The organism is Halosegnis sp. (assembly GCF_042216475.1).
Classification (GTDB): domain Archaea; phylum Halobacteriota; class Halobacteria; order Halobacteriales; family Haloarculaceae; genus Halosegnis.
This window is the reverse complement of the sequence record NZ_JBDGTV010000007.1, coordinates 1-16,509: the sequence shown is the minus strand read 5'-3', so window position 1 is coordinate 16,509 and position 16,509 is coordinate 1. Positions and strand designations below refer to the sequence as shown.

Annotated in this window: 22 protein-coding genes and 1 tRNA gene; 12 read left to right on the top strand and 11 right to left on the bottom strand. The window is 67.9% G+C overall.

Going from position 1 to position 16,509, the window contains the following annotated elements:
- Positions 1 to 73: 73 nt before the first annotated feature.
- Positions 74 to 643 carry a hypoxanthine/guanine phosphoribosyltransferase gene (gene hpt, locus ABEJ63_RS03385; protein ID WP_375794942.1) on the top strand — a complete coding sequence of 190 codons (570 nt, stop codon included), beginning with the start codon at positions 74 to 76 and terminating at the stop codon, positions 641 to 643.
- Between the two features lie 6 nt (positions 644 to 649).
- Here hpt and ABEJ63_RS03380 read toward each other — a convergent pair whose 3' ends face one another.
- The 4 genes from ABEJ63_RS03380 to ABEJ63_RS03365 all read right to left on the bottom strand — a co-directional run bounded on the left by ABEJ63_RS03380 (position 650) and on the right by ABEJ63_RS03365 (position 2,621).
- Positions 650 to 1,084, bottom strand: a complete 435-nt coding sequence (locus ABEJ63_RS03380; protein WP_375794941.1) for a universal stress protein — start codon at positions 1,082 to 1,084, stop codon at positions 650 to 652.
- 182 nt (positions 1,085 to 1,266) lie between these two features.
- Positions 1,267 to 1,341 (bottom strand) — tRNA-Met (locus tag ABEJ63_RS03375).
- Between the two features lie 57 nt (positions 1,342 to 1,398).
- The gene (locus ABEJ63_RS03370) at positions 1,399 to 1,866 is read right to left on the bottom strand and encodes a GtrA family protein (RefSeq protein WP_375794940.1); all 468 of its coding nucleotides are present in this window, start codon (positions 1,864 to 1,866) and stop codon (positions 1,399 to 1,401) included.
- Positions 1,863 to 2,621, bottom strand: a complete 759-nt coding sequence (locus ABEJ63_RS03365; RefSeq protein ID WP_375794939.1) for a glycosyltransferase — start codon at positions 2,619 to 2,621, stop codon at positions 1,863 to 1,865. The genes ABEJ63_RS03370 and ABEJ63_RS03365 overlap by 4 nt, the downstream gene beginning before the upstream one ends.
- An 86-nt stretch (positions 2,622 to 2,707) precedes the next feature.
- On the opposite strand from ABEJ63_RS03365, the gene ABEJ63_RS03360 reads away from it, so the two are divergent.
- Positions 2,708 to 4,999 (top strand): DUF2298 domain-containing protein, encoded by a 2,292-nt coding sequence (locus ABEJ63_RS03360; protein WP_375794938.1) that lies wholly within the window; start codon positions 2,708 to 2,710, stop codon positions 4,997 to 4,999.
- 156 nt (positions 5,000 to 5,155) lie between these two features.
- Here the strand turns inward: ABEJ63_RS03360 and ABEJ63_RS03355 are convergent, their stop codons facing one another.
- Entirely contained in the window at positions 5,156 to 5,422 is a 267-nt protein-coding gene (locus tag ABEJ63_RS03355) for an HAH_0734 family protein (protein WP_375794937.1), read from the bottom strand.
- A gap of 105 nt (positions 5,423 to 5,527) precedes the next feature.
- On the opposite strand from ABEJ63_RS03355, the gene ABEJ63_RS03350 reads away from it, so the two are divergent.
- The 5 genes from ABEJ63_RS03350 to ABEJ63_RS03330 all read left to right on the top strand — a co-directional run bounded on the left by ABEJ63_RS03350 (position 5,528) and on the right by ABEJ63_RS03330 (position 7,338).
- A complete protein-coding gene (locus tag ABEJ63_RS03350) occupies positions 5,528 to 5,809 on the top strand; it encodes a 50S ribosomal protein L44e (protein WP_375794936.1) in 282 nt (93 codons plus the stop codon).
- Positions 5,809 to 6,000: a 30S ribosomal protein S27e gene (locus ABEJ63_RS03345; protein WP_375794935.1), complete on the top strand. Its 192-nt coding sequence runs from the start codon at positions 5,809 to 5,811 to the stop codon at positions 5,998 to 6,000. The genes ABEJ63_RS03350 and ABEJ63_RS03345 overlap by 1 nt, the downstream gene beginning before the upstream one ends.
- 78 nt (positions 6,001 to 6,078) lie before the next feature.
- Positions 6,079 to 6,813, top strand: coding sequence for a proteasome assembly chaperone family protein (locus ABEJ63_RS03340; protein WP_375794934.1), 735 nt, complete (start codon positions 6,079 to 6,081; stop codon positions 6,811 to 6,813).
- Positions 6,810 to 6,971: a hypothetical protein gene (locus ABEJ63_RS03335; RefSeq protein ID WP_375794933.1), complete on the top strand. Its 162-nt coding sequence runs from the start codon at positions 6,810 to 6,812 to the stop codon at positions 6,969 to 6,971. Before ABEJ63_RS03340 ends, ABEJ63_RS03335 begins: the two co-directional genes overlap by 4 nt.
- 25 nt (positions 6,972 to 6,996) lie before the next feature.
- Positions 6,997 to 7,338, top strand: coding sequence for a DsrE family protein (locus ABEJ63_RS03330; protein WP_375794932.1), 342 nt, complete (start codon positions 6,997 to 6,999; stop codon positions 7,336 to 7,338).
- On the opposite strand, the gene ABEJ63_RS03325 is transcribed toward ABEJ63_RS03330, so the two are convergent.
- From ABEJ63_RS03325 to ABEJ63_RS03315, 3 genes are read right to left on the bottom strand one after another with little or no spacing between them, the layout of a single operon-like run.
- The gene (locus tag ABEJ63_RS03325) at positions 7,335 to 8,090 is read right to left on the bottom strand and encodes an ABC transporter ATP-binding protein (RefSeq protein WP_375794931.1); all 756 of its coding nucleotides are present in this window, start codon (positions 8,088 to 8,090) and stop codon (positions 7,335 to 7,337) included. The two genes, ABEJ63_RS03330 and ABEJ63_RS03325, sit on opposite strands and share 4 nt — an antisense overlap.
- Positions 8,087 to 8,875 carry an ABC transporter permease gene (locus ABEJ63_RS03320; RefSeq protein ID WP_375794930.1) on the bottom strand — a complete coding sequence of 263 codons (789 nt, stop codon included), beginning with the start codon at positions 8,873 to 8,875 and terminating at the stop codon, positions 8,087 to 8,089. The genes ABEJ63_RS03325 and ABEJ63_RS03320 overlap by 4 nt, the downstream gene beginning before the upstream one ends.
- The gene (locus ABEJ63_RS03315; RefSeq protein ID WP_375794929.1) at positions 8,872 to 9,903 is read right to left on the bottom strand and encodes an ABC transporter substrate-binding protein; all 1,032 of its coding nucleotides are present in this window, start codon (positions 9,901 to 9,903) and stop codon (positions 8,872 to 8,874) included. The genes ABEJ63_RS03320 and ABEJ63_RS03315 overlap by 4 nt, the downstream gene beginning before the upstream one ends.
- 237 nt (positions 9,904 to 10,140) lie before the next feature.
- Between ABEJ63_RS03315 and ABEJ63_RS03310 the strand changes: the two genes are divergently transcribed.
- Both ABEJ63_RS03310 and ABEJ63_RS03305 read left to right on the top strand, forming a co-directional pair.
- Positions 10,141 to 11,253 (top strand): pyridoxal phosphate-dependent aminotransferase, encoded by a 1,113-nt coding sequence (locus ABEJ63_RS03310; RefSeq protein ID WP_375794928.1) that lies wholly within the window; start codon positions 10,141 to 10,143, stop codon positions 11,251 to 11,253.
- Positions 11,254 to 11,292: 39 nt separating this feature from the next.
- A complete protein-coding gene (locus ABEJ63_RS03305; protein WP_375794927.1) occupies positions 11,293 to 12,447 on the top strand; it encodes a lycopene cyclase domain-containing protein in 1,155 nt (384 codons plus the stop codon).
- 442 nt (positions 12,448 to 12,889) lie between these two features.
- Here the strand turns inward: ABEJ63_RS03305 and ABEJ63_RS03300 are convergent, their stop codons facing one another.
- Both ABEJ63_RS03300 and ABEJ63_RS03295 read right to left on the bottom strand, forming a co-directional pair.
- Positions 12,890 to 14,074: a redox-regulated ATPase YchF gene (locus ABEJ63_RS03300; RefSeq protein WP_375794926.1), complete on the bottom strand. Its 1,185-nt coding sequence runs from the start codon at positions 14,072 to 14,074 to the stop codon at positions 12,890 to 12,892.
- A 30-nt stretch (positions 14,075 to 14,104) separates the two neighbouring features.
- Positions 14,105 to 15,190: a polymer-forming cytoskeletal protein gene (locus ABEJ63_RS03295; RefSeq protein WP_375794925.1), complete on the bottom strand. Its 1,086-nt coding sequence runs from the start codon at positions 15,188 to 15,190 to the stop codon at positions 14,105 to 14,107.
- Positions 15,191 to 15,290: 100 nt separating this feature from the next.
- On the opposite strand from ABEJ63_RS03295, the gene ABEJ63_RS03290 reads away from it, so the two are divergent.
- Together ABEJ63_RS03290 and ABEJ63_RS03285 are read left to right on the top strand one after the other, a co-directional pair.
- Complete coding sequence (locus tag ABEJ63_RS03290; protein WP_375794924.1) at positions 15,291 to 15,488, top strand: DUF5800 family protein; 198 nt, start codon at positions 15,291 to 15,293, stop codon at positions 15,486 to 15,488.
- 47 nt (positions 15,489 to 15,535) lie between these two features.
- Positions 15,536 to 15,664 (top strand): hypothetical protein, encoded by a 129-nt coding sequence (locus ABEJ63_RS03285; protein WP_375794923.1) that lies wholly within the window; start codon positions 15,536 to 15,538, stop codon positions 15,662 to 15,664.
- A gap of 419 nt (positions 15,665 to 16,083) precedes the next feature.
- Here the strand turns inward: ABEJ63_RS03285 and ABEJ63_RS03280 are convergent, their stop codons facing one another.
- Positions 16,084 to 16,233: a hypothetical protein gene (locus ABEJ63_RS03280; RefSeq protein WP_375794922.1), complete on the bottom strand. Its 150-nt coding sequence runs from the start codon at positions 16,231 to 16,233 to the stop codon at positions 16,084 to 16,086.
- Positions 16,234 to 16,242: 9 nt separating this feature from the next.
- Between ABEJ63_RS03280 and ABEJ63_RS03275 the strand changes: the two genes are divergently transcribed.
- Positions 16,243 to 16,503 (top strand): hypothetical protein, encoded by a 261-nt coding sequence (locus ABEJ63_RS03275; RefSeq protein WP_375794921.1) that lies wholly within the window; start codon positions 16,243 to 16,245, stop codon positions 16,501 to 16,503.
- Positions 16,504 to 16,509 lie beyond the last annotated feature (6 nt).

The window sequence follows — 16,509 nt, the reverse complement described above, 5'->3', positions numbered from 1 at the left end:
TGGCCGCGAGGGTTTAATCGTTCTCAAACGGGGGAGTCGTCAGGTTTTATTCCCCAGTCGCCGCAACGGCGACATGGACCAGTTGGCGCAGTCGCTGCGGGACGCACCCATTATTAAAAAGGACGATTACCACTACTTCGTCCACCCCATCTCCGACGGCGTGCCGATGCTGGAGCCGTCGCTGCTGCGCGAGATTGTTATCAAAATTATCCGAAAGGCAGAACTCGAGGATGTCGACAAGATAGTGACGCCAGCGGCGATGGGCATACACATCTCGACGGCCGTCTCGCTGATGACTGACATCCCGTTAGTCGTCATCCGCAAGCGAGAGTACGGGCTCGAAGGAGAAACCCCGCTGTTCCAGCAGACGGGCTATTCGGAGTCGCAGATGTACATCAACGACGTGGAGGCGGGCGATCGGGTGCTCGTGCTTGACGACGTGCTCTCGACTGGCGGCACGCTCGCGGCGGTGTGCGGCGCGCTCGACGACATCGGTGCCGAAGTACGCGATATCGTTGCGGTCATCAAGAAGGTGGGAGGCGAGAACGCGCTGAACGATTCGGCCTACAGCGCAAAGACGCTCATTAACGTTGACGTGGTCGATGGTGAGGTAGTTGTCGTCGATCCCCGTGGCGACGACTGAAGGCGGTTACGCAGGCCGACGGACGATGAGCATATCGTACCGGTCATCTGTCGTCACCGACGAGGCAGCGCTTCCCAGTCCGTCGACGACGCGGCCGGCATTGTCACTCCCAACGGCGACGACATCTGGGTCGACCTCGGCGGCCAGTTTCCGGAGTTCTGTCCCGATGGTTCCCGGCGGCGCGTGCTTGCCGACCGTTTCCATCTCGAGCCGCGCCTCTGGGAGCGTCTTGTGAACTGCCCGCTCAATGGCAACTCGCACGCGCTCAAGATCGAATGATTCGTCGGGGCCGAGCCAGTCTCGTTTGCGGGCCCATGACCCGTTCTGCTGTGGAACGATTGTAATAGCCGTGACTGCGGCCGGCGCGTCTGCTAATTCACCTGCCCGCTTGAGTGCGGCCTCGCTCAGCGGTGTCCCATCATAAGCGACGACGAACTCCATCGGTCAATCTTTAGCGTCGCGGAGGCAAAGCCGTACTGGCGGTCGCCAGGAATCTTGGTCAAGTCAGAAAGTAGTGAGAGATCGACCTGAATTATCGCCATTCTGCTCGACGTGTTCATCCTACCTACTGACTCAAATCGGCCTTGAACGTTTTCGTCGCTCGCAGTATAAGTGACAGTCCATAGCGGGAGGTAGATTTGAACTACCGATCTCCGGGTTATGAGCCCGGCGGAATCTCCTGGCTATCCCATCCCGCTACCACCTCGTATCAGAGGCGACCGGATAAGGGTTGCCATTCGACCGCCGGGTGTGGATTACTCCCGCGCGACGCGCCACGTGAGCAGGCTCTCGGCGACGTAATTGAGCGTCATGCCGACTCCAATACCGATAGCGTTGGCGACGGTCGGCCAGACATCTGCGCCGAACACCACCAGCCGGATGGGCGTCAGTGAGGTGAGCGCGTACAGCGTAATGAAGGCGATTGATAACCCCGCGAGTCTGACGATGTGTGACTTCAGATAGCGGCGCAGCCCTGACCAGAGACCTGTGGCCCCTTCGCTGGCGAAAGTCCAGCGGTCGTTGAGTAGGAACATTAGAGTAATAGATGCCTCCGCGCCGACGGCTTTCGCCGGCAGCGGGCCGACCGTCAGCAAACCGGTGAGCACGAACACAACGGCCGTCTCCAAGGTCGCGCCCGCGACGCCAACGGAGACGAATTGGCCGACACGATCGGCTCGCGCCAGCGCGCGCAGGCGGTCACGGAGCAGGTCACCCACGCTCATTCTCCTCTGTCTACGAGGGCGACCGGATCGGCCTCGCTCGCGAGCACACCGTGGAGCCGGCTGTTTTGGAGCCGCTTCGCGCGGTGGCGGGCGACGAACAGCGCCCGCCCCATGTCGAGGCTCGTCCGGACGGGGTCGACCGTCGACCCGGGGGCGTCCTCCCACTCGATGGGCACCTCGCGGAGCCGGTAGCCGAGCGCCGCGGCCACGGCGACGAACTCCACGTCCCACGCGAAGCCGGGCTCGTAGAGGTGGTCCCTGACGCCGGCCCACGCCTCCGCGGTGAGCGCCTTCGCGCCACACTGGTAGTCGTACAGCTGTGCGTCCAACAGTCGGCGGGCGACCCACGCGAACCCGTCGCCGAGCAGCCGGCGGGCGACCGTCTGGTGGCCGGCGACCCGCGCGTCGGGGTGGCGCCGCGACCCGACGGCCACGTCCGCCTCGGCGAGCGCGTCGACGACGGCCGCCGCCGACGCCGGCGGCGTCGAGCCGTCGGCATCGAGGAAACACAGCAGCTCTGTCTCGAGCGCCTCGAAGCCGGCGGTGACGGCCGCGCCCTTGCCGCGGCGGTACGGGACGGCGTTCACCGCCGCCGGGAGCGCCCGGACCGCCTCGAGGGTGGCCTCGTCGGGCGCGTCGAGTTCCACCCTGACGGCCGCGGGGTCGAGTCGGTCGCGTAGCGCGTCGAGGTAGGCGGCGAGCCGCGGCACGTCCGGCTCGTAGGCAGGGACCACGACGCCGAGCGACCGGTCCATGTCACCGACTCTTCCCCGGCCTGCAAAAGCCGTTCGATGCGGCTGCTCCACAAGACGTATCTCGCGGGCCGTCCGTGTGCCGGGTGATGGAGTACGGCTACGTCGTCGTCTGGCTCGTGGCCTACCTCGCACTCGGCGCGGCCGCCCTCCCCGTCGCAGGCTGGCTGTTCGCCGACTTCCACGACCGGGGGGCTGCCTTCGCTGTCCCGCTGGCGCTCGCGACGCTCGGGCTGGTCGGCTACCTCGTCGGGCAGGTGCCCGGTGCATTCGGCTACCCAGCGCTCGTAGCGGGGCTGGTCGTCCTCGGCGGCGCCGCCTACCGGGCCGGCGAGTCGGTCGACCTCCGGCGGGCGGCCGTCCCCGCGGGCGTGTTCGCGCTCGCCTTCCTCTTCGTCGTCGGCATCCGGGCGCTGGACCCGGCGGTGACGCCGCTCGGCGGCGAGAAGTTCATCGACTTCGGGCTGCTCAAGTCGCTGCTACGGGCCGACACCCTGCCGCCAGAGGACATGTGGTTCGCCGGCGAGCCGGTGCGCTACTACTACGGCGGCCACCTACTCGCGTCGCTGCTCGCTCGCCTGACGGTGACGCCCGCCCGCCTTGCGTACAACCTCGCGCTGGCCGGCTTCTACGCTGCCGTCGTCACGGCCGCCTACGGGCTCGCCGCGACGGTCGCCGCGAGCCAAGACGCCCCGCCGCGGGTCGCCGGCGCGCTCGGCGCCTTCCTCTTCGGGGTCGCGGGCAACCTGTTCACCGCCGGCCGGGTCGCCGGCTGGCTGCTGCCCGACGCCGTCGTGGGGCCCGTCGCCGGCCTGCTCGGACTGGCGGATGCCAACCTCGGGTGGACGCCCGCGGACTTCTACTACTGGGACGCCACCCGGGTCATCGAGGGGACCATCAACGAGTTCCCGCTGTTCGCCTACCTCAACGGCGACCTCCACGCGCACATGATGAGTACGAACTTCCTCCTGCTGGGGGCAGCGCTGCTGTACGCCTACTGGCAGACGCCCGAGTCAGCGAGGGGCCGGCGGCTACTCCTGCTCGGGCTGGTGGCGCCGCTCGCGGGCTACGTCGGCGTCGTCAACACGTGGTCGTTCCCCAGCGCGGCGCTCGGGCTCCCGTTCCTCGCCGTCGCGTTCGCGCCCGCCCGGCCGTGGACATTGCTGCCGGCGCGGGTACAGGAGCGGCTCCCGACGCCAGCGGCCGCGGAGCCGGACGGCGGCACCCTGTCAGCGGCCGGCTTCGTCCGCACGGAACTCGCGCGGTCGGGGACCGCGCTCGGGTTCGCGGTCGCCCTCGTCGTCCTCGCCGTCGCGTGGACGCTCCCCTTCTGGACGGGCACCGCCTCCGGCCGACCGCTGGGCGTCCTCCCGCCGGGGGCGTCGCTCGGCGGGCTGGCCGTCGTCCACGGGGCGTTCCTCGCGGCGTTCTTCCCGTACCTGGCGGCAGCGAGTGCGGGCGCGGCCCGGTCCGTCCGGCGTGTCGCGGTTGCTGGGTCGCTGCTGCTCGTTGTCGCCGGGCTTGCGCTGGAGGCGTACGCCGTCGCGCTCGTCGGGCCGGTGCTGCTCGTCGGCTGGCTGCTGCTCCGGTCGCGGGCGGACGTCGGCTTCGAGACGGTGCTGGTCGTCGGCGGCGCTGGCATCGTCATCCTCGTTGAGTACGTCTACGTCGCGGAGCCGACGTACGCGGGGACAAAGTTCGCGCGGCTCAACACCGTTTTCAAGACGTACGCGCAGGTGTGGGCGCTGTGGGCGCCGGCCGCCGCCGTCGCCCTGACCCGGCTGGCCGGCGCCGCGCCGTCCGTGCCCGCTGTGGAGGAGCGTCACCTCGCGCTGGCCGGCCGCGGGCTTCTCGCGCTGCTCGTCGTCTCGACGGGGCTGTACGCCGTCCACGCGGTGCCGGCACACGTCGACCGGACGAGTCCGACGGCGAACGAACTCGGGCCGACGCTGGATGCGACGGCGTTCGTCGACGTCACCCACCCTGGCGAGGCGCCGGCCATCGACTACGTCGACTCGCTGTCCGGCCGGCCGACCATTGTGACGGCCGCGCCGGCGGGCTACCGCTGGCGCCCGAGCGAGGGGGAGGGGGCGAGCGCGCCCGCCAGCCTCACAGGCGTCCCCACCGTCGCCGGCTGGTTCCACGAGGCGCAGTACCGCTCGGACGCGGCCTACGAGGCCCGCGTCAACGACGTGGCGCGAATCTACACCGGCACGCCGGCCGAGCAGCGCCGGCTCATCCGGAAGTACGACGTCGAGTACGTCTACGTCGGGCCGGCCGAGCGGGCCCGCTATGGCGAGATCACCGTCGGCCAACTCGACGGCGTCCGGGCCGTCGAGCGGGGAGACGTGGTCATCTACGTCGTGGAGGACGGGGAGTGACCGTCACCCAGCGAGCGACCGCAGGGAGCGAGCGGTAGCGCACGCGGACTCAAGGCGCGCGAAGCGCGCCGGAAGGAGCACGCGCGCATTGTTCCCCACGTTTTTGCCCGACCGAGCGGCGCGATGCACCGTGAGGAAGGTTCAAAAAGTGGAAATTCAGACGGCGAGCTCGCCCTTCGCCTTGATGACGGTGACCTCGTCGGCGTCGACGTCCTCCGTCTCTAGGTGCATCGGGATGAACTCCCGGCGGGCGAACGTCTCCGCCTCCTCTTCGGTGCCGACCGTACACCACAGCTGGACCTCGTCGGGGCCGTGCCAGTCGCCCTGTCGCTTCACGGAGAAACAGTGGAGCTCCTCGCCGTCGAGCTCGATGACGGCGTCCTTCCGGATGCCAGGGTCACCGTGGATGATGAGCTGCCTCATGACTCGGCGTTGTGGCGAGCCGTAGTAAGGACTTCGAAGCGACCCCCGCGGGGCCGACGGAACCGTGCGTCTTTTACCGGGGGCCGCGCTACCGCCGACAAGACCATGCAGATGCCGCGCCGGTTCAACACGTACTGTCCGCACTGTCACACCCACCACGAACACGAGGTGGAGAAGGTCCGGACCGGCCGCACCTCCGGGATGACCCACGAGCAGCGGAAGACCCGACGGGGTCGCTCGGTCATCGGCAACGCCGGTCGCTTCTCGAAGGTGCCCGGCGGCGACAAGCCGACGAAGAAGACGGACCTGAAGTACCGCTGCTCGGAGTGTGGCAAGGCCCACCTCCGCGAGGGATGGCGCGCCGGCCGTCTGGAGTTCCAAGAGTAATGGCGGGGAGCTTCCTCACCGTCGCCTGTCCGGACTGCGAGAACGAGCAGATCATCTTCGAGAAGGCCTCTAGCGAGGTGGCGTGTGCAGTCTGCGGACACGTCCTCGCGCGACCCACCGGCGGTATCGCCGACGTCGAGGGCGAAGTCGTCGACGTCGTCGAGGACCGCTCAGGCGACGCGCTGGCGTAGACGGGTCTCTTCTTCCAATTCCTCGGTCGTCCCCGGACGCGGGGACGCGTTTATCCGCCGGCCAACCGAATCAGCGGTATGGCGCATGTCGAGTTACACGCCGAACTCACGGCTGACGAGCCGACGCTGGTGGAGGGGCTCCCTGGCGCGGGGCTGGTCGGGAAGATAGCCGCGGACCACCTCGTCGAGACGTTCGACATGGAGTGGGTGGGTTCCTGTTTCTGTGACGGCCTGCCGAAGGTGGCCGTCTACCGGCCGGACGACACGACGACGATGCCGCCCGTCCGCCTGTACGAGGACGCTGACCGCGACCTACTGGTGCTCCAGTCGGACGTGCCCGTCTCGCCGTCGCAGGCGTCGGCGTTCACGGAGTGTCTCGTCGGCTGGCTGGAGCGCGAGGCGGTGTTCCCGCTGTTCCTCTCGGGGCTCCCCGAGGAGAAAAGCGACGTGCCGGGCGTCTACGGCATCGCCACCGGCGGCGCGGCAGACCGGCTTGCGGCGACGGACGTCACCCCGCCGCGGGAGGCGGGGCTCATCTCCGGGCCGACCGGCGCGCTGGTCCACGAGGCGGGCGCGCGTGACCTCGCGGCGGTGGCGCTCATCGCCGAGACGGAGGCGCGGTTCCCAGACCCCGAGGCGGCCCGCGCCGTGCTCGTGGACGGCATCGCGCCGCTGGCCGGCATCGAGGTGGAGACGGACGCGCTCGTCGAGCGGGCCGAGGAGATACGCGAGGCCCGCCAGCGGCTCGCCAAGCAGATGGAGGAGGCCGGCGACGAGTCAACCGAGGCGACGCCGATCCGGGGGTTCCAGTGACCGACGACGACGACGCGGACCTCGAGGCAGCCGTCGAGGAGTTCCTCGCGGACGCCGAGCGGGCCTACGACGAGTACGAGCAGGGGTACGCCGACGCCGACGCGACGCTGCGGCTGCTGCGGAGCCACCTCGACCGGCTCCGCTCGGAGGTGGATTGACGGCGACCCGGCCCCTCGTTCCGGCGTGTCCCACCGCACCGTCTTCCACGTCCCACACGAGCAGCGCGACGCCCGCGCGGCCGCGCTCGGCAACGCCGCCAACCTCCTCGCGGACGACACCGTCGACGTCGAGGTAGCCGTCGTCTTCAACGCCGGCGGCATCGCCGCGGCGCTGGCCGGGTCGCCACACGCGGAGCGGGTGGGCCAGCTCGCCGGCGCGGGCGTCAAACTGCTCCTGTGTGGCAACACGCTCGCGGCGAGCGGCTACGACGAGCGCTCGCTGGCGCCGGGAATCGAGGTGGTCTCCTCGGCGATAGCGGAGCTGACCCGCCGGCAGGCCGACGGCTACGCGTACGTCCGCCCCTAGTCGCGGATGAGCGAGAGTACCCGCTCCTGGTACTCCGCGAAGGCGGGGTCGGTGCGGTCGCGGGGCCGCGGGAGGTCGACGTCGACCACCTCACGGACGGTGCCCGGGGCGGGCGACATGACGACGATGCGGTCGGCCAGCTTCACCGCCTCCTCGACGTCGTGGGTGACGAACAGCACCGTCTTGCCCGTCTCCGCCCAGACGTCGAGCAGTTCGCCGTGGAGCCTGGCGCGGGTCTGGGCGTCGACGCTGCCGAACGGCTCATCCATCAGGAGCAGTTCGGGGTCGACCGCCAGCGCCCGCGCGAGGGCGACCCGCTGTTTCATGCCGCCGGAAAGCCGCGACGGGTAGGTGTCGCCGGACCCCTCAAGGCCGACGAGTTCAAGCATCTCGTCGACCCGCTCGCGCCGCCGTTCGCGGTCGAGTCCCGCCTGCTCGAGGCCGAAGCCGACGTTGCCGCGGACGGTCCGCCACGGGAACAGGTGGTACTCTTGGAAGACGATGCCGAGGTCCGGAGAGGGACCGGTCACCGGCTCGCCGGACAGCAGCACCTCGCCGCCGGTCGCCCGCTCAAGACCGCCGATGATGCGGAACAGCGTTGTCTTCCCGCAGCCGGAGGGGCCGACGATGCAGACGAACTCGCCGTCGTGGACGTCAAAGGCAACGTCGGCCAGCGCGCGGACGGGTCCCTCGTCGCCGTCGTACGTCTTCGAGACGCCGGCGACCGTCACCCGCGGGGCATCGTCCGTCATCGCCACGCCAACACCCGGTCTTGGACCGCCTCGACGCCGGTGTCGAGCACGAGGTAGACGAGGCTCATCAGCAGGATGTACGCGATGACGACGTCGACGGCGAGGTTGTTCGAGGCAGTGAGTATCCGCTGGCCAATGCCGGGGACGCCGAATATCTCTGCGGCGACGATGAGCATCCAGCAGCGGCCGATGCCGGTGCGGATACCCGTCAGTATCTCTGGGGAGGCAGCCGGCAACACGACCCGCCGAATCAGCGCGACGTCGGAGGTGACGCCCAGCGACCGACCGACGTCGAGGAACTCCTCGGGGACGGAGTCGACGCCGCCGTAGGCGGCGTAGTAGTTGATCCAGAACGCGCCCGCGGCGATGATGAACGCGGCGCCGCCGTCGTTGATGCCAATCCACGCGATTGCGAAGCCGATGAGCGCGAGCGGCGGCACGGGCCGGAGCACCCGCACCAGCGGCGCGGCGGCGTCGTCGGCGACGTCGCTCCAAGCCAGCGTCACGCCCAGCGCGATGCCCAGCGTCGTCCCGACGAGCGTCCCCGGCAGCCAGTGGGTGACGCTCTGGACGAGCGCCGTCGCCATCGCACCCGACCGCAATTCGCCTAAGAACGTGCGGGCGACGACGTCCGGCGCGGGGAGGACGTACGCGGGGTTGAACAGCGCCGCCACCCACCAGACGGCCAGGAAGCCGACGACGCCGAGCGCGCCGAGGACGACCCGCCGGAGGCTCCGGTCGCCGGTCAGTCCCGTGCCGAGTTCCGTCTCGACGTCCGTGCTCATTCCAGCCCGTCGTAGATGGAGTAGTCGAACACCTGCTCTGTCGTCAGCCGGGCGTCCGTTTTGCCGAGCCGGTGGGCGTACTCCGCGAATATCTCCGTGCCGTCCTCGATCTCGTGGGGGTCGGTAATGAAGTTCGACAGCGGGGAGTCCATCGCCTTTCGGGCCGTCTCGACGGGCAGCGACTGCTCGCCGATGACGGCGCTGGCGTGGCGGGCCGCGGCGTCGCGGTTCGCGTTGACGAACGTCGTCGCGCGGCGGTGCTGGCGGACGAACTCCGTGGCCGCCTCCGTCTCGCGGACGGCGTCGTTCATCAGCGTCACCGCTGCCGGCTGGCCGGGCATGAACTCCACAGCCGTGGCGATGAACTCATAGGGGAGATCGTTGGCGGCCACCTTCGTCGGCACCGGCTCCATGATCGAGGTGCCGTCGAACTCGCGGTTGGCGAGCCCCTGGAAGACGGCGTTGGCGCCGCCAGCGCCGATGATTCGGGCTGCCTCCCCGGGTTCGAGGTCGTGCTCGCTGATGAGCCAGTAGCGCAGCAGGATATCCGGCACCGACCCCTCGGGGAAGGTGCCGAACCGGAACGGACGCCCCTTCTCCGCTCGCCACTGCTCGAACGAGCCCGCGGCGTCCTCGGGGTCCCACATCGCGGCGAATTCCTCGTGGGCGAGGATACCCATCGGCTCCTTAATGTTGGCCGCGACCACCTTCGCGGGGATTCCCCGGTCGATGACGATCATCGCAGGGACGATGCCAAACATCGCGACGTCGATATCGCCGGAGGCGTACGCCTTCACGATGCTCGGCCCGTCGGAGAACTGCGTGCCGTTCACGTCGACGCTCATCTCGTCGAAGTACCCCTCCTCCTGCATCACGAAGTACTGCATGTCGGGGTAGATGGGCATATACGCGACGGTTATCGACTCCGTTCCACCGCCGGAGATGCCCGAACAGCCGGCCAGCGCGGCCGTGCCGACCGCCCCCGCGCCGGCGAGGTACGCGCGCCGAGAGACGTTCGTCTGGTCCATGCGGGCGCTACCGGACGGCGACTTGTACCTCGGTGGGTCACGGTGAGTCTCGCCCTGACCGGCGACGGCTCGCTCGGGGGGATTCGGGGCCGCTCGCGGCTGTTCGCGGTGGCGGGGCCGTCTCATTACCCGCACCTCCGTCGCGACAACACGTAAGTTTTGCAGGCTTCTGGCAGGCGAGGGCGGGGCTGTCGGGCAACGACAACGGTTAACGGAGTTCGGTCACAGCCTCGGGGTATGTCACGCTTCTCAGCGCGCGTCGAGGCCATCTCCATCTCGGGTATCCGCGAGGTGTTCGAGGCGGCCGGCGAGGACGCAATCAACCTCGGACTGGGCCAGCCGGACTTTCCGACGCCCGACCATGCACGCCGGGCCGCCGTCGACGCCATCGAGGCCGGCGAGGTGGACGCCTACACGTCGAACAAGGGAACCCGCGAACTTCGGGAGGCCATCGCCGCCAAGCACGCGCGCGACGGCCAGTCGGTCGACCCGGAGGACGTCATCGCGACGGCCGGCGGCAGCGAGGCGCTCCACCTCGCGATGGAGGCGCACGTGGAACCCGGCGACGAGGTGCTCATCCCTGACCCGGGGTTCGTCGCCTACGACGCGCTGACGAAGCTGGCGGGCGGCACGCCCGTCCCCGTGGAACTGCGCGAGGACCTGACGCTGGACCCGGCGGCGGTAGAGGCGGCCATCACCGACGAGACGGCGGCGTTCGTCGTCTGCTCGCCGGCGAACCCGACCGGCGCCGTCCAGTCGCCGGCCGACATGCGCGAGTTCGCCCGCATCGCCGACGAGCACGACGTGCTGTGTCTCTCCGACGAGGTGTACGAGCAGATCGTCTTCGACGGGGAGCACCGGTCGCCGATGGAGTTCGGCGAGAACGTTGCCGTCGTGAACGCCTGCTCGAAGACGTACTCGATGACCGGCTGGCGACTGGGGTGGGTAACCTCAACGACGGACCGCATCGAGCGGATGTTGCGCGTCCACCAGTACGTGCAGGCGTGCGCCTCGGCACCGGCCCAGTACGCGGCGGAGGCGGCTCTCTCGGGGCCCCAGGACGTTATCGACGAGATGGTCGGGGCGTTCGCCGAGCGCCGTGACGTGCTGCTGGACGGGCTGGCCGACATGGGTCTGGAGACGCCGACCCCGTCAGGGGCCTTCTACGCGATGCCGCGGGTGCCGGAGGGGTGGGTCGACGCCGTCATCGACCGCGGGGTGGTGGTCGTCCCCGGCGAGGCGTTCGGGGCCAACGGCGCCGGCCACGCCCGCATCTCGTATGCGGTGAGCGTGGAGACGTTGAAGGAGGCGCTCGAGGCAATGCGGGCGGCGACGCGGGCGACCCGATAGGCGCCGAACGCTTTTGTCTGCGGTGGTCCACGCTAGCACATGGCGTTCGCACGCCGCGGGGCGGGCGCGCGGGCCGACTTCGCAGCGCTGGCCTCGCAGGTCCACCCCGTGTTCATGCTGCCGCCGCTGGCCGCGAGCGTCTTCGGCGCGGTACTCGCGGGCCGGTTCGCGCTGGCGCCGCTCGCGCTTCACGCGCTGGCGGCGTTCTTCGCCGTCTACACCGCCCACGTCAAGGACGGCTACGTCGACTTCTACGCTCGCGGCGAGGACGATGACCACCCGATGACGGCCGCGGGCTGTCGGCGGGCGCTCGCGGGCGCGACGCTCGGATTCGTCGCCGTCGCGGGGGCGCTGGGCGTCGTCGCCTCGCCGGCGACGGCCGCGCTCGCCGTGCCGATGTGGCTGCTCGGCTTCCTGCACGCCCCGCAGTTCGACACCAACCCCGTGACGACGACGCTCGGCTACCCGCTCGGCATCGCCGTCGCCATCGTCGGCGGCCACCACGCGCAGACAGGGTCGCTCGCCGCCGAGCCGCTGGCGTTCGGGCTCGTCTTCTGTGTCACGCTGGCGGGCGTGAAGGTCATCGACGACTCGACGGACTACGAGTACGACCGCTCCATCGGGAAGCAGACTGTCGCCGTCGCGCTCGGGCGGGAAGGGGCGCGCCGTCTCGCGTACGCGCTGGTGTATACCGGCTTCGCGCTGGTCGTCGTCCTCGCCGTCGACGGGCTGGCGCCCGCGTCGGCGCCAGCGGCCGCGCTCGCGTTCGGCGTCGTGGCGACGTACGCGGCCCGCGCCGAGGCGGAACTCGCGACGATGCTGCTCATCCGCGGGGCGTACGTTTTCCTCGCGCTGCTGGTCGTCGCCGTCTGGTTCCGGCCGCTGGCGGGCGTCCCGCTGCCCGACATCGGCGTGCTCGGGCCGTACACCTACCTCGCGACGGAACTCGCCTTCGGCGCGCTCGCGGCCGGCCTGCTCGTCCGCGCGGGCGCCGTCTGGCGGGCGCTCCGGACCGTACTCGTCCTCTACCCGCTCGCGTTCGTCTGGGACTGGTACACGCTGGAAGTGGGCGTGTTCGCGATACCGCTGCGGACGGGCGCTGAACTCGCCGGAATTCCCATCGAGGAGCACCTGTTCATGCTCGTTGTGCCGGCGCTCGTCGTCGGAATCCACGAGACGCTCGAGAGTGTGTGAACGACACCCACATTCTTTGCCGGCCGCCGCGTAGCACGAACTCATGGCGGGAAGCGACGCGGACGCGGCCGGGGCGAACAGCGCTGCGATAGACGCGGGCGTCGTCGAGACGGTCGCCACAGACCACGAGGTCGAGGCCGGCGAACTGGCCGCAGTGGTGACCGTCGTGGGCGCCGACCTGACCGACTCTCACCACGAGTACGAACTCACGTACGACCACGCGACGGTCGACGACACCCGGGTGTATGCTGTCACCGACGAGGAGTGGGAGCGAGTCATCGAGCGCAACGACGCGGCAGACCTCGCGGAGCCGCTCCGGTCGGCCCACCGCGAGCAGGCCGACCGACTCCTCGCGGAGCCGCCGGCGACGCCGCTGGTCGCGGGTATCGACACGGCCGAGGAACCGGACGAGGTGCCGCGGCAGTACGGACGGCTGAGACGGCTACGAGGCCGTCGAGACAATCTTCACCACGTCCCCCTCGGAGAGCTCGTGGTCCTCGCCGACGCGCCGGCCCGCGCGGGCGTCGACCGCGTGGAGGTAGCCGTCGCCGATATCCGAGTGGACGGCGTACGCGAGGTCCCTCGGCGTCGACCCGCGGGGAAGCAGGAACGCGTCGGGGAGCATATTCCCCTGGCCGTCCGTCCAGTGGGTTTCGTTCTCGACAGGGTATGCAGTCACGTAGTCAAGCAGGTCGTAGACGGCGGCGTTAATGGCCCGCTGAACGCCAGTCCCGCCGAAATCCGCCATCACTTCGCGCACCTGCTCGAGTCCCTCCGCCTGTGCGTCCGAGAGGTCACCAACCACTTCGAAGTCGGGGTCGCCAGGGTTGTATTCGACGACACCAGCGGCGGCGGCGTTTCGGAGCGCCAGCTCCCCCTCAGCCGTACAGGGAACGACTGGTCCGTCGACGGCCTTGCGGAGCCGGTCAACGTTCCCCTCAGGGGCAATATCAGCTTTGTTAGCGACGACGACGATAGGTTTCGTTTCGGCACGGAAGGCGGTCGCCAATCGCTCGCGATCGTCGTCCTCCCACGCTTGGGGCGCCTCTGGGTAGTCGACTTGTCGGAGAACGCGGGCCACGTCTGCGGCCGTTCCGCCGACTCCGGTCAGGACGTCAGTCAATGCGTCGTCGATGTCGAACTCCGGCGAGCGCGACTGACGAGTGACGGTCTCCCAGTTGCGGTCAAGGATGTCTGCGAGCCAGAGATCCATCTCCTGCTCGATAAATTCGACATCTTGGACGGGGTCATACGAGCCGGTCTCGACGGGTTCGCCCTCGGCGTTCGTCCCCCCAGAAGCATCGACGACATTGAGCACGACATTCGCGTTGGAGAGCGCGTCGAGGAACTGATTCCCGAGTCCCTTCCCCTCGTGGGCGCCAGGGACGAGACCAGCGACGTCAAGCAGTTCCACCGGGACGTAGCGGGTGCCATCCTGACAGTTCTCATCGCCGCACCGTTCCGTCCGGTCGAGACATGGACACTCAGTGCGCGCATGGCTGACGCCGCGGTTCGCGTCGATGGTGGTGAACGGGTAGTTGCCAACCTCGACATCCGCCATCGTCGCCGCCTTGTAGAAAGTGGACTTGCCGGCGTTGGGTTTACCGGCGAGCGCGACCGAGAGCATACGTCTGGTACCACGCCACCGGGCAAGGGCCTACCGCTTCTCTGCCTCTGCAAGCGCGCCTGCCAGCCCATCGACATCCTGTTCATCGGTCGTCGCCATCTCTTCAGCGTCAGGGATATTGACGCCCGTGTCGTCGCTCGGAGCCTCGGTGTCGTCTTGTTCAACCGGGCGAACGGCCTGCTCGACGCGTACAATCGCTGGCTCTGGCTCCTCCGATTGCTCGTCGACTGGAACGATGGCCGGGATTGGTTCTGGTTCCGGTTCCTGTTCCACCGTGTCAGTCGGCGGGGAACCGACCACCTGCACCTCGCCACGAGCGCGGATAGTCCCATCAACCTCAGCCTCGTCGTCGAGCGCCAGATCCTCGCAGGCGACATCGCCGCGGATGTGAGCGTCACCCTCAATGCGGACCGTCCCACTCCGTGAGGTGACATCACCGTGGACAACCGTTTCCCGGCCGATAGTCACATCGGATTTCGCGCGAAGGCTGCCAAACAGCTCCGTCTGTTCGCCGACGGTGAGTTCGGTCGCGCGGATATTTCCGTGTAGCCGGCAACTGTCGCCGATAGTCGCCGGCGTTGAGACGCGCCAACTGTCGTCCGAGACCCGTGAGGAGCGGGGGATCAGGACAGGTTCCTGCTCGCGGTCGGTCGCCAATTCGTCGAATAACTCCTCGGCCGCCTCCTCTTCGCCGAGTCGGAGGAGCTGTGTCAGATAGATAAACAGAAACACAACCGTCGGGACAGGGTTGCGGATGACAATCCAGCCGTTCGCCTCAAATCCCTCCTCAATGTCGACATCATCGCCGATGTCAAGATCGCCCGAGACCATCAGCTGGCCCGCGATATGTACCCGCTCGCCGAGGTACGCATCCTCGCCGACGAGAACGTTGCCAGCCACGTCACACCACATATCGAGCCGGCAATCGCCGTCAGCCTCGATATCACCGCCGAACCGAACGCGCTCACCGGCGACGACATTCTGGCCGCGGACACCGAACTCAATGGTGCTCTGCCCGCCGACGATGACGTCGCCTGCGGCCACGAGATCGTGTTCCTCAACATGGGTGCCGTCGGGAATCCGGAGGCGGTCCAGCGGGTCGGACCGGAGAGGCATATCTGGGAGTGACCGCCACAGCACATAATCCCTCCGGGGCGTCTGACGCGCGTACGACACGGAACGTGCGGCTTTTGAGCGTCGCCCGGGTACGAAAGGTATGACTGTCCTCTCGTTCGACGAGCACGGGGTCGATGTGGTGTACGAGGGCACTGAGTTCCGTTTAGAGCAGTCGCTCATTGAAGACGCCACCGGGAAATCCTATCCCGACGTGACCGACCACGAGGTGCTGAAGCTCGTTGAGGAGAGTCCAGCCCTCTCAGGAGAGCCGCGCCGAGTGGCCGACATCCTCGGTTAGCGGAAGGAGCCGGAACCGCTAAGAGGCCGCCGCCAAACAAATGACCCGTGTTTGATTCGGGCAATCCGTCATGGGAGACGGCCGTGAGTACCGTCGCCAGTTACGGGCTTATTCTCGGAGTCATGACGCTGCTGCTGTTTGCAGTGCCGTTCGCGCTGTTCCTCTTCTTCGGCTGATGAATCGCCTCGGCCGGTCGGCGACGATGTACCGTACGACCGTCTCAGTTTATCGCTGGGAGGTTCACAGCGGATACAGCGCGGAAGCCCACCCCTTCAGGGGTGGGAGGAAGCGCGTAAGCTCCATGCAATAATCCACCGACTACAGCATTGCCGACTCCTCAACAGTATATAAAAATATAAAAGGAGTAGATGTTGCTGTGACGTACATGGCGTGGGAGGTGACTCGAACGGTTCGCGTCCGTCTCGACGTGCCCGACAACCGCAAGAGTGACCTCCACGCCACCAACACCAAGTTCCGGTACTGCGCGAACCGCACCGCAGACTGGGCGTGGCGCTACCCACACAAGCATTGTGTGACCAGCAAGAGTGAAGCCGAAAGCGCTCTGTAGGACGAGCTTCGTAAAGAAACAGACTACCTACACGCTAATCTTGTCCAGAAGGCCATCAAACGCGCCACCGACGACATCGACAACTGCGTCGACAGGCTTGCTGACGGTGAGAACACCAGCAAGCCACAGTACGATACGTTCAGCATCGTCTACGACAAGCGAGCCGCTACTTACCATCGAGACAAGGTGAGTCTCGCCACCGTCAACGGGAGAGTCGAATGCGAATACGACCTCCCCGACGAGGCTGACGGGACACCACACGACGAGTACCTGCTGAACAAGGACTACTCTTTCTCGACCAGTACTGTCCATTACGACAGCGAAGCCGACGAGTTCTACCTGCACGCAGTGATGGAACGGGAACTCGACGTGAGCAGGCCTGAGAAAGCCGAGCATTCGGCCTTGTTGAAACCCTCAATCGGTGATAGGTTTCAGCAGTCTTGCTGAATACAC

Coding starts and splice junctions, on each gene's coding strand:
- hpt (WP_375794942.1), top strand. CDS start 74: ATGGACCAGTTGGCGCAGTCGCTGCGGGACGCACCCATTATTAAAAAG.
- ABEJ63_RS03380 (WP_375794941.1), bottom strand. CDS start 1,084: ATGGAGTTCGTCGTCGCTTATGATGGGACACCGCTGAGCGAGGCCGCA.
- ABEJ63_RS03370 (WP_375794940.1), bottom strand. CDS start 1,866: ATGAGCGTGGGTGACCTGCTCCGTGACCGCCTGCGCGCGCTGGCGCGA.
- ABEJ63_RS03365 (WP_375794939.1), bottom strand. CDS start 2,621: ATGGACCGGTCGCTCGGCGTCGTGGTCCCTGCCTACGAGCCGGACGTG.
- ABEJ63_RS03360 (WP_375794938.1), top strand. CDS start 2,708: ATGGAGTACGGCTACGTCGTCGTCTGGCTCGTGGCCTACCTCGCACTC.
- ABEJ63_RS03355 (WP_375794937.1), bottom strand. CDS start 5,422: ATGAGGCAGCTCATCATCCACGGTGACCCTGGCATCCGGAAGGACGCC.
- ABEJ63_RS03350 (WP_375794936.1), top strand. CDS start 5,528: ATGCAGATGCCGCGCCGGTTCAACACGTACTGTCCGCACTGTCACACC.
- ABEJ63_RS03345 (WP_375794935.1), top strand. CDS start 5,809: ATGGCGGGGAGCTTCCTCACCGTCGCCTGTCCGGACTGCGAGAACGAG.
- ABEJ63_RS03340 (WP_375794934.1), top strand. CDS start 6,079: ATGGCGCATGTCGAGTTACACGCCGAACTCACGGCTGACGAGCCGACG.
- ABEJ63_RS03325 (WP_375794931.1), bottom strand. CDS start 8,090: ATGACGGACGATGCCCCGCGGGTGACGGTCGCCGGCGTCTCGAAGACG.
- ABEJ63_RS03320 (WP_375794930.1), bottom strand. CDS start 8,875: ATGAGCACGGACGTCGAGACGGAACTCGGCACGGGACTGACCGGCGAC.
- ABEJ63_RS03315 (WP_375794929.1), bottom strand. CDS start 9,903: ATGGACCAGACGAACGTCTCTCGGCGCGCGTACCTCGCCGGCGCGGGG.
- ABEJ63_RS03310 (WP_375794928.1), top strand. CDS start 10,141: ATGTCACGCTTCTCAGCGCGCGTCGAGGCCATCTCCATCTCGGGTATC.
- ABEJ63_RS03305 (WP_375794927.1), top strand. CDS start 11,293: ATGGCGTTCGCACGCCGCGGGGCGGGCGCGCGGGCCGACTTCGCAGCG.
- ABEJ63_RS03300 (WP_375794926.1), bottom strand. CDS start 14,074: ATGCTCTCGGTCGCGCTCGCCGGTAAACCCAACGCCGGCAAGTCCACT.
- ABEJ63_RS03295 (WP_375794925.1), bottom strand. CDS start 15,190: ATGCCTCTCCGGTCCGACCCGCTGGACCGCCTCCGGATTCCCGACGGC.
- ABEJ63_RS03290 (WP_375794924.1), top strand. CDS start 15,291: ATGACTGTCCTCTCGTTCGACGAGCACGGGGTCGATGTGGTGTACGAG.
- ABEJ63_RS03280 (WP_375794922.1), bottom strand. CDS start 16,233: ATGGTAAGTAGCGGCTCGCTTGTCGTAGACGATGCTGAACGTATCGTA.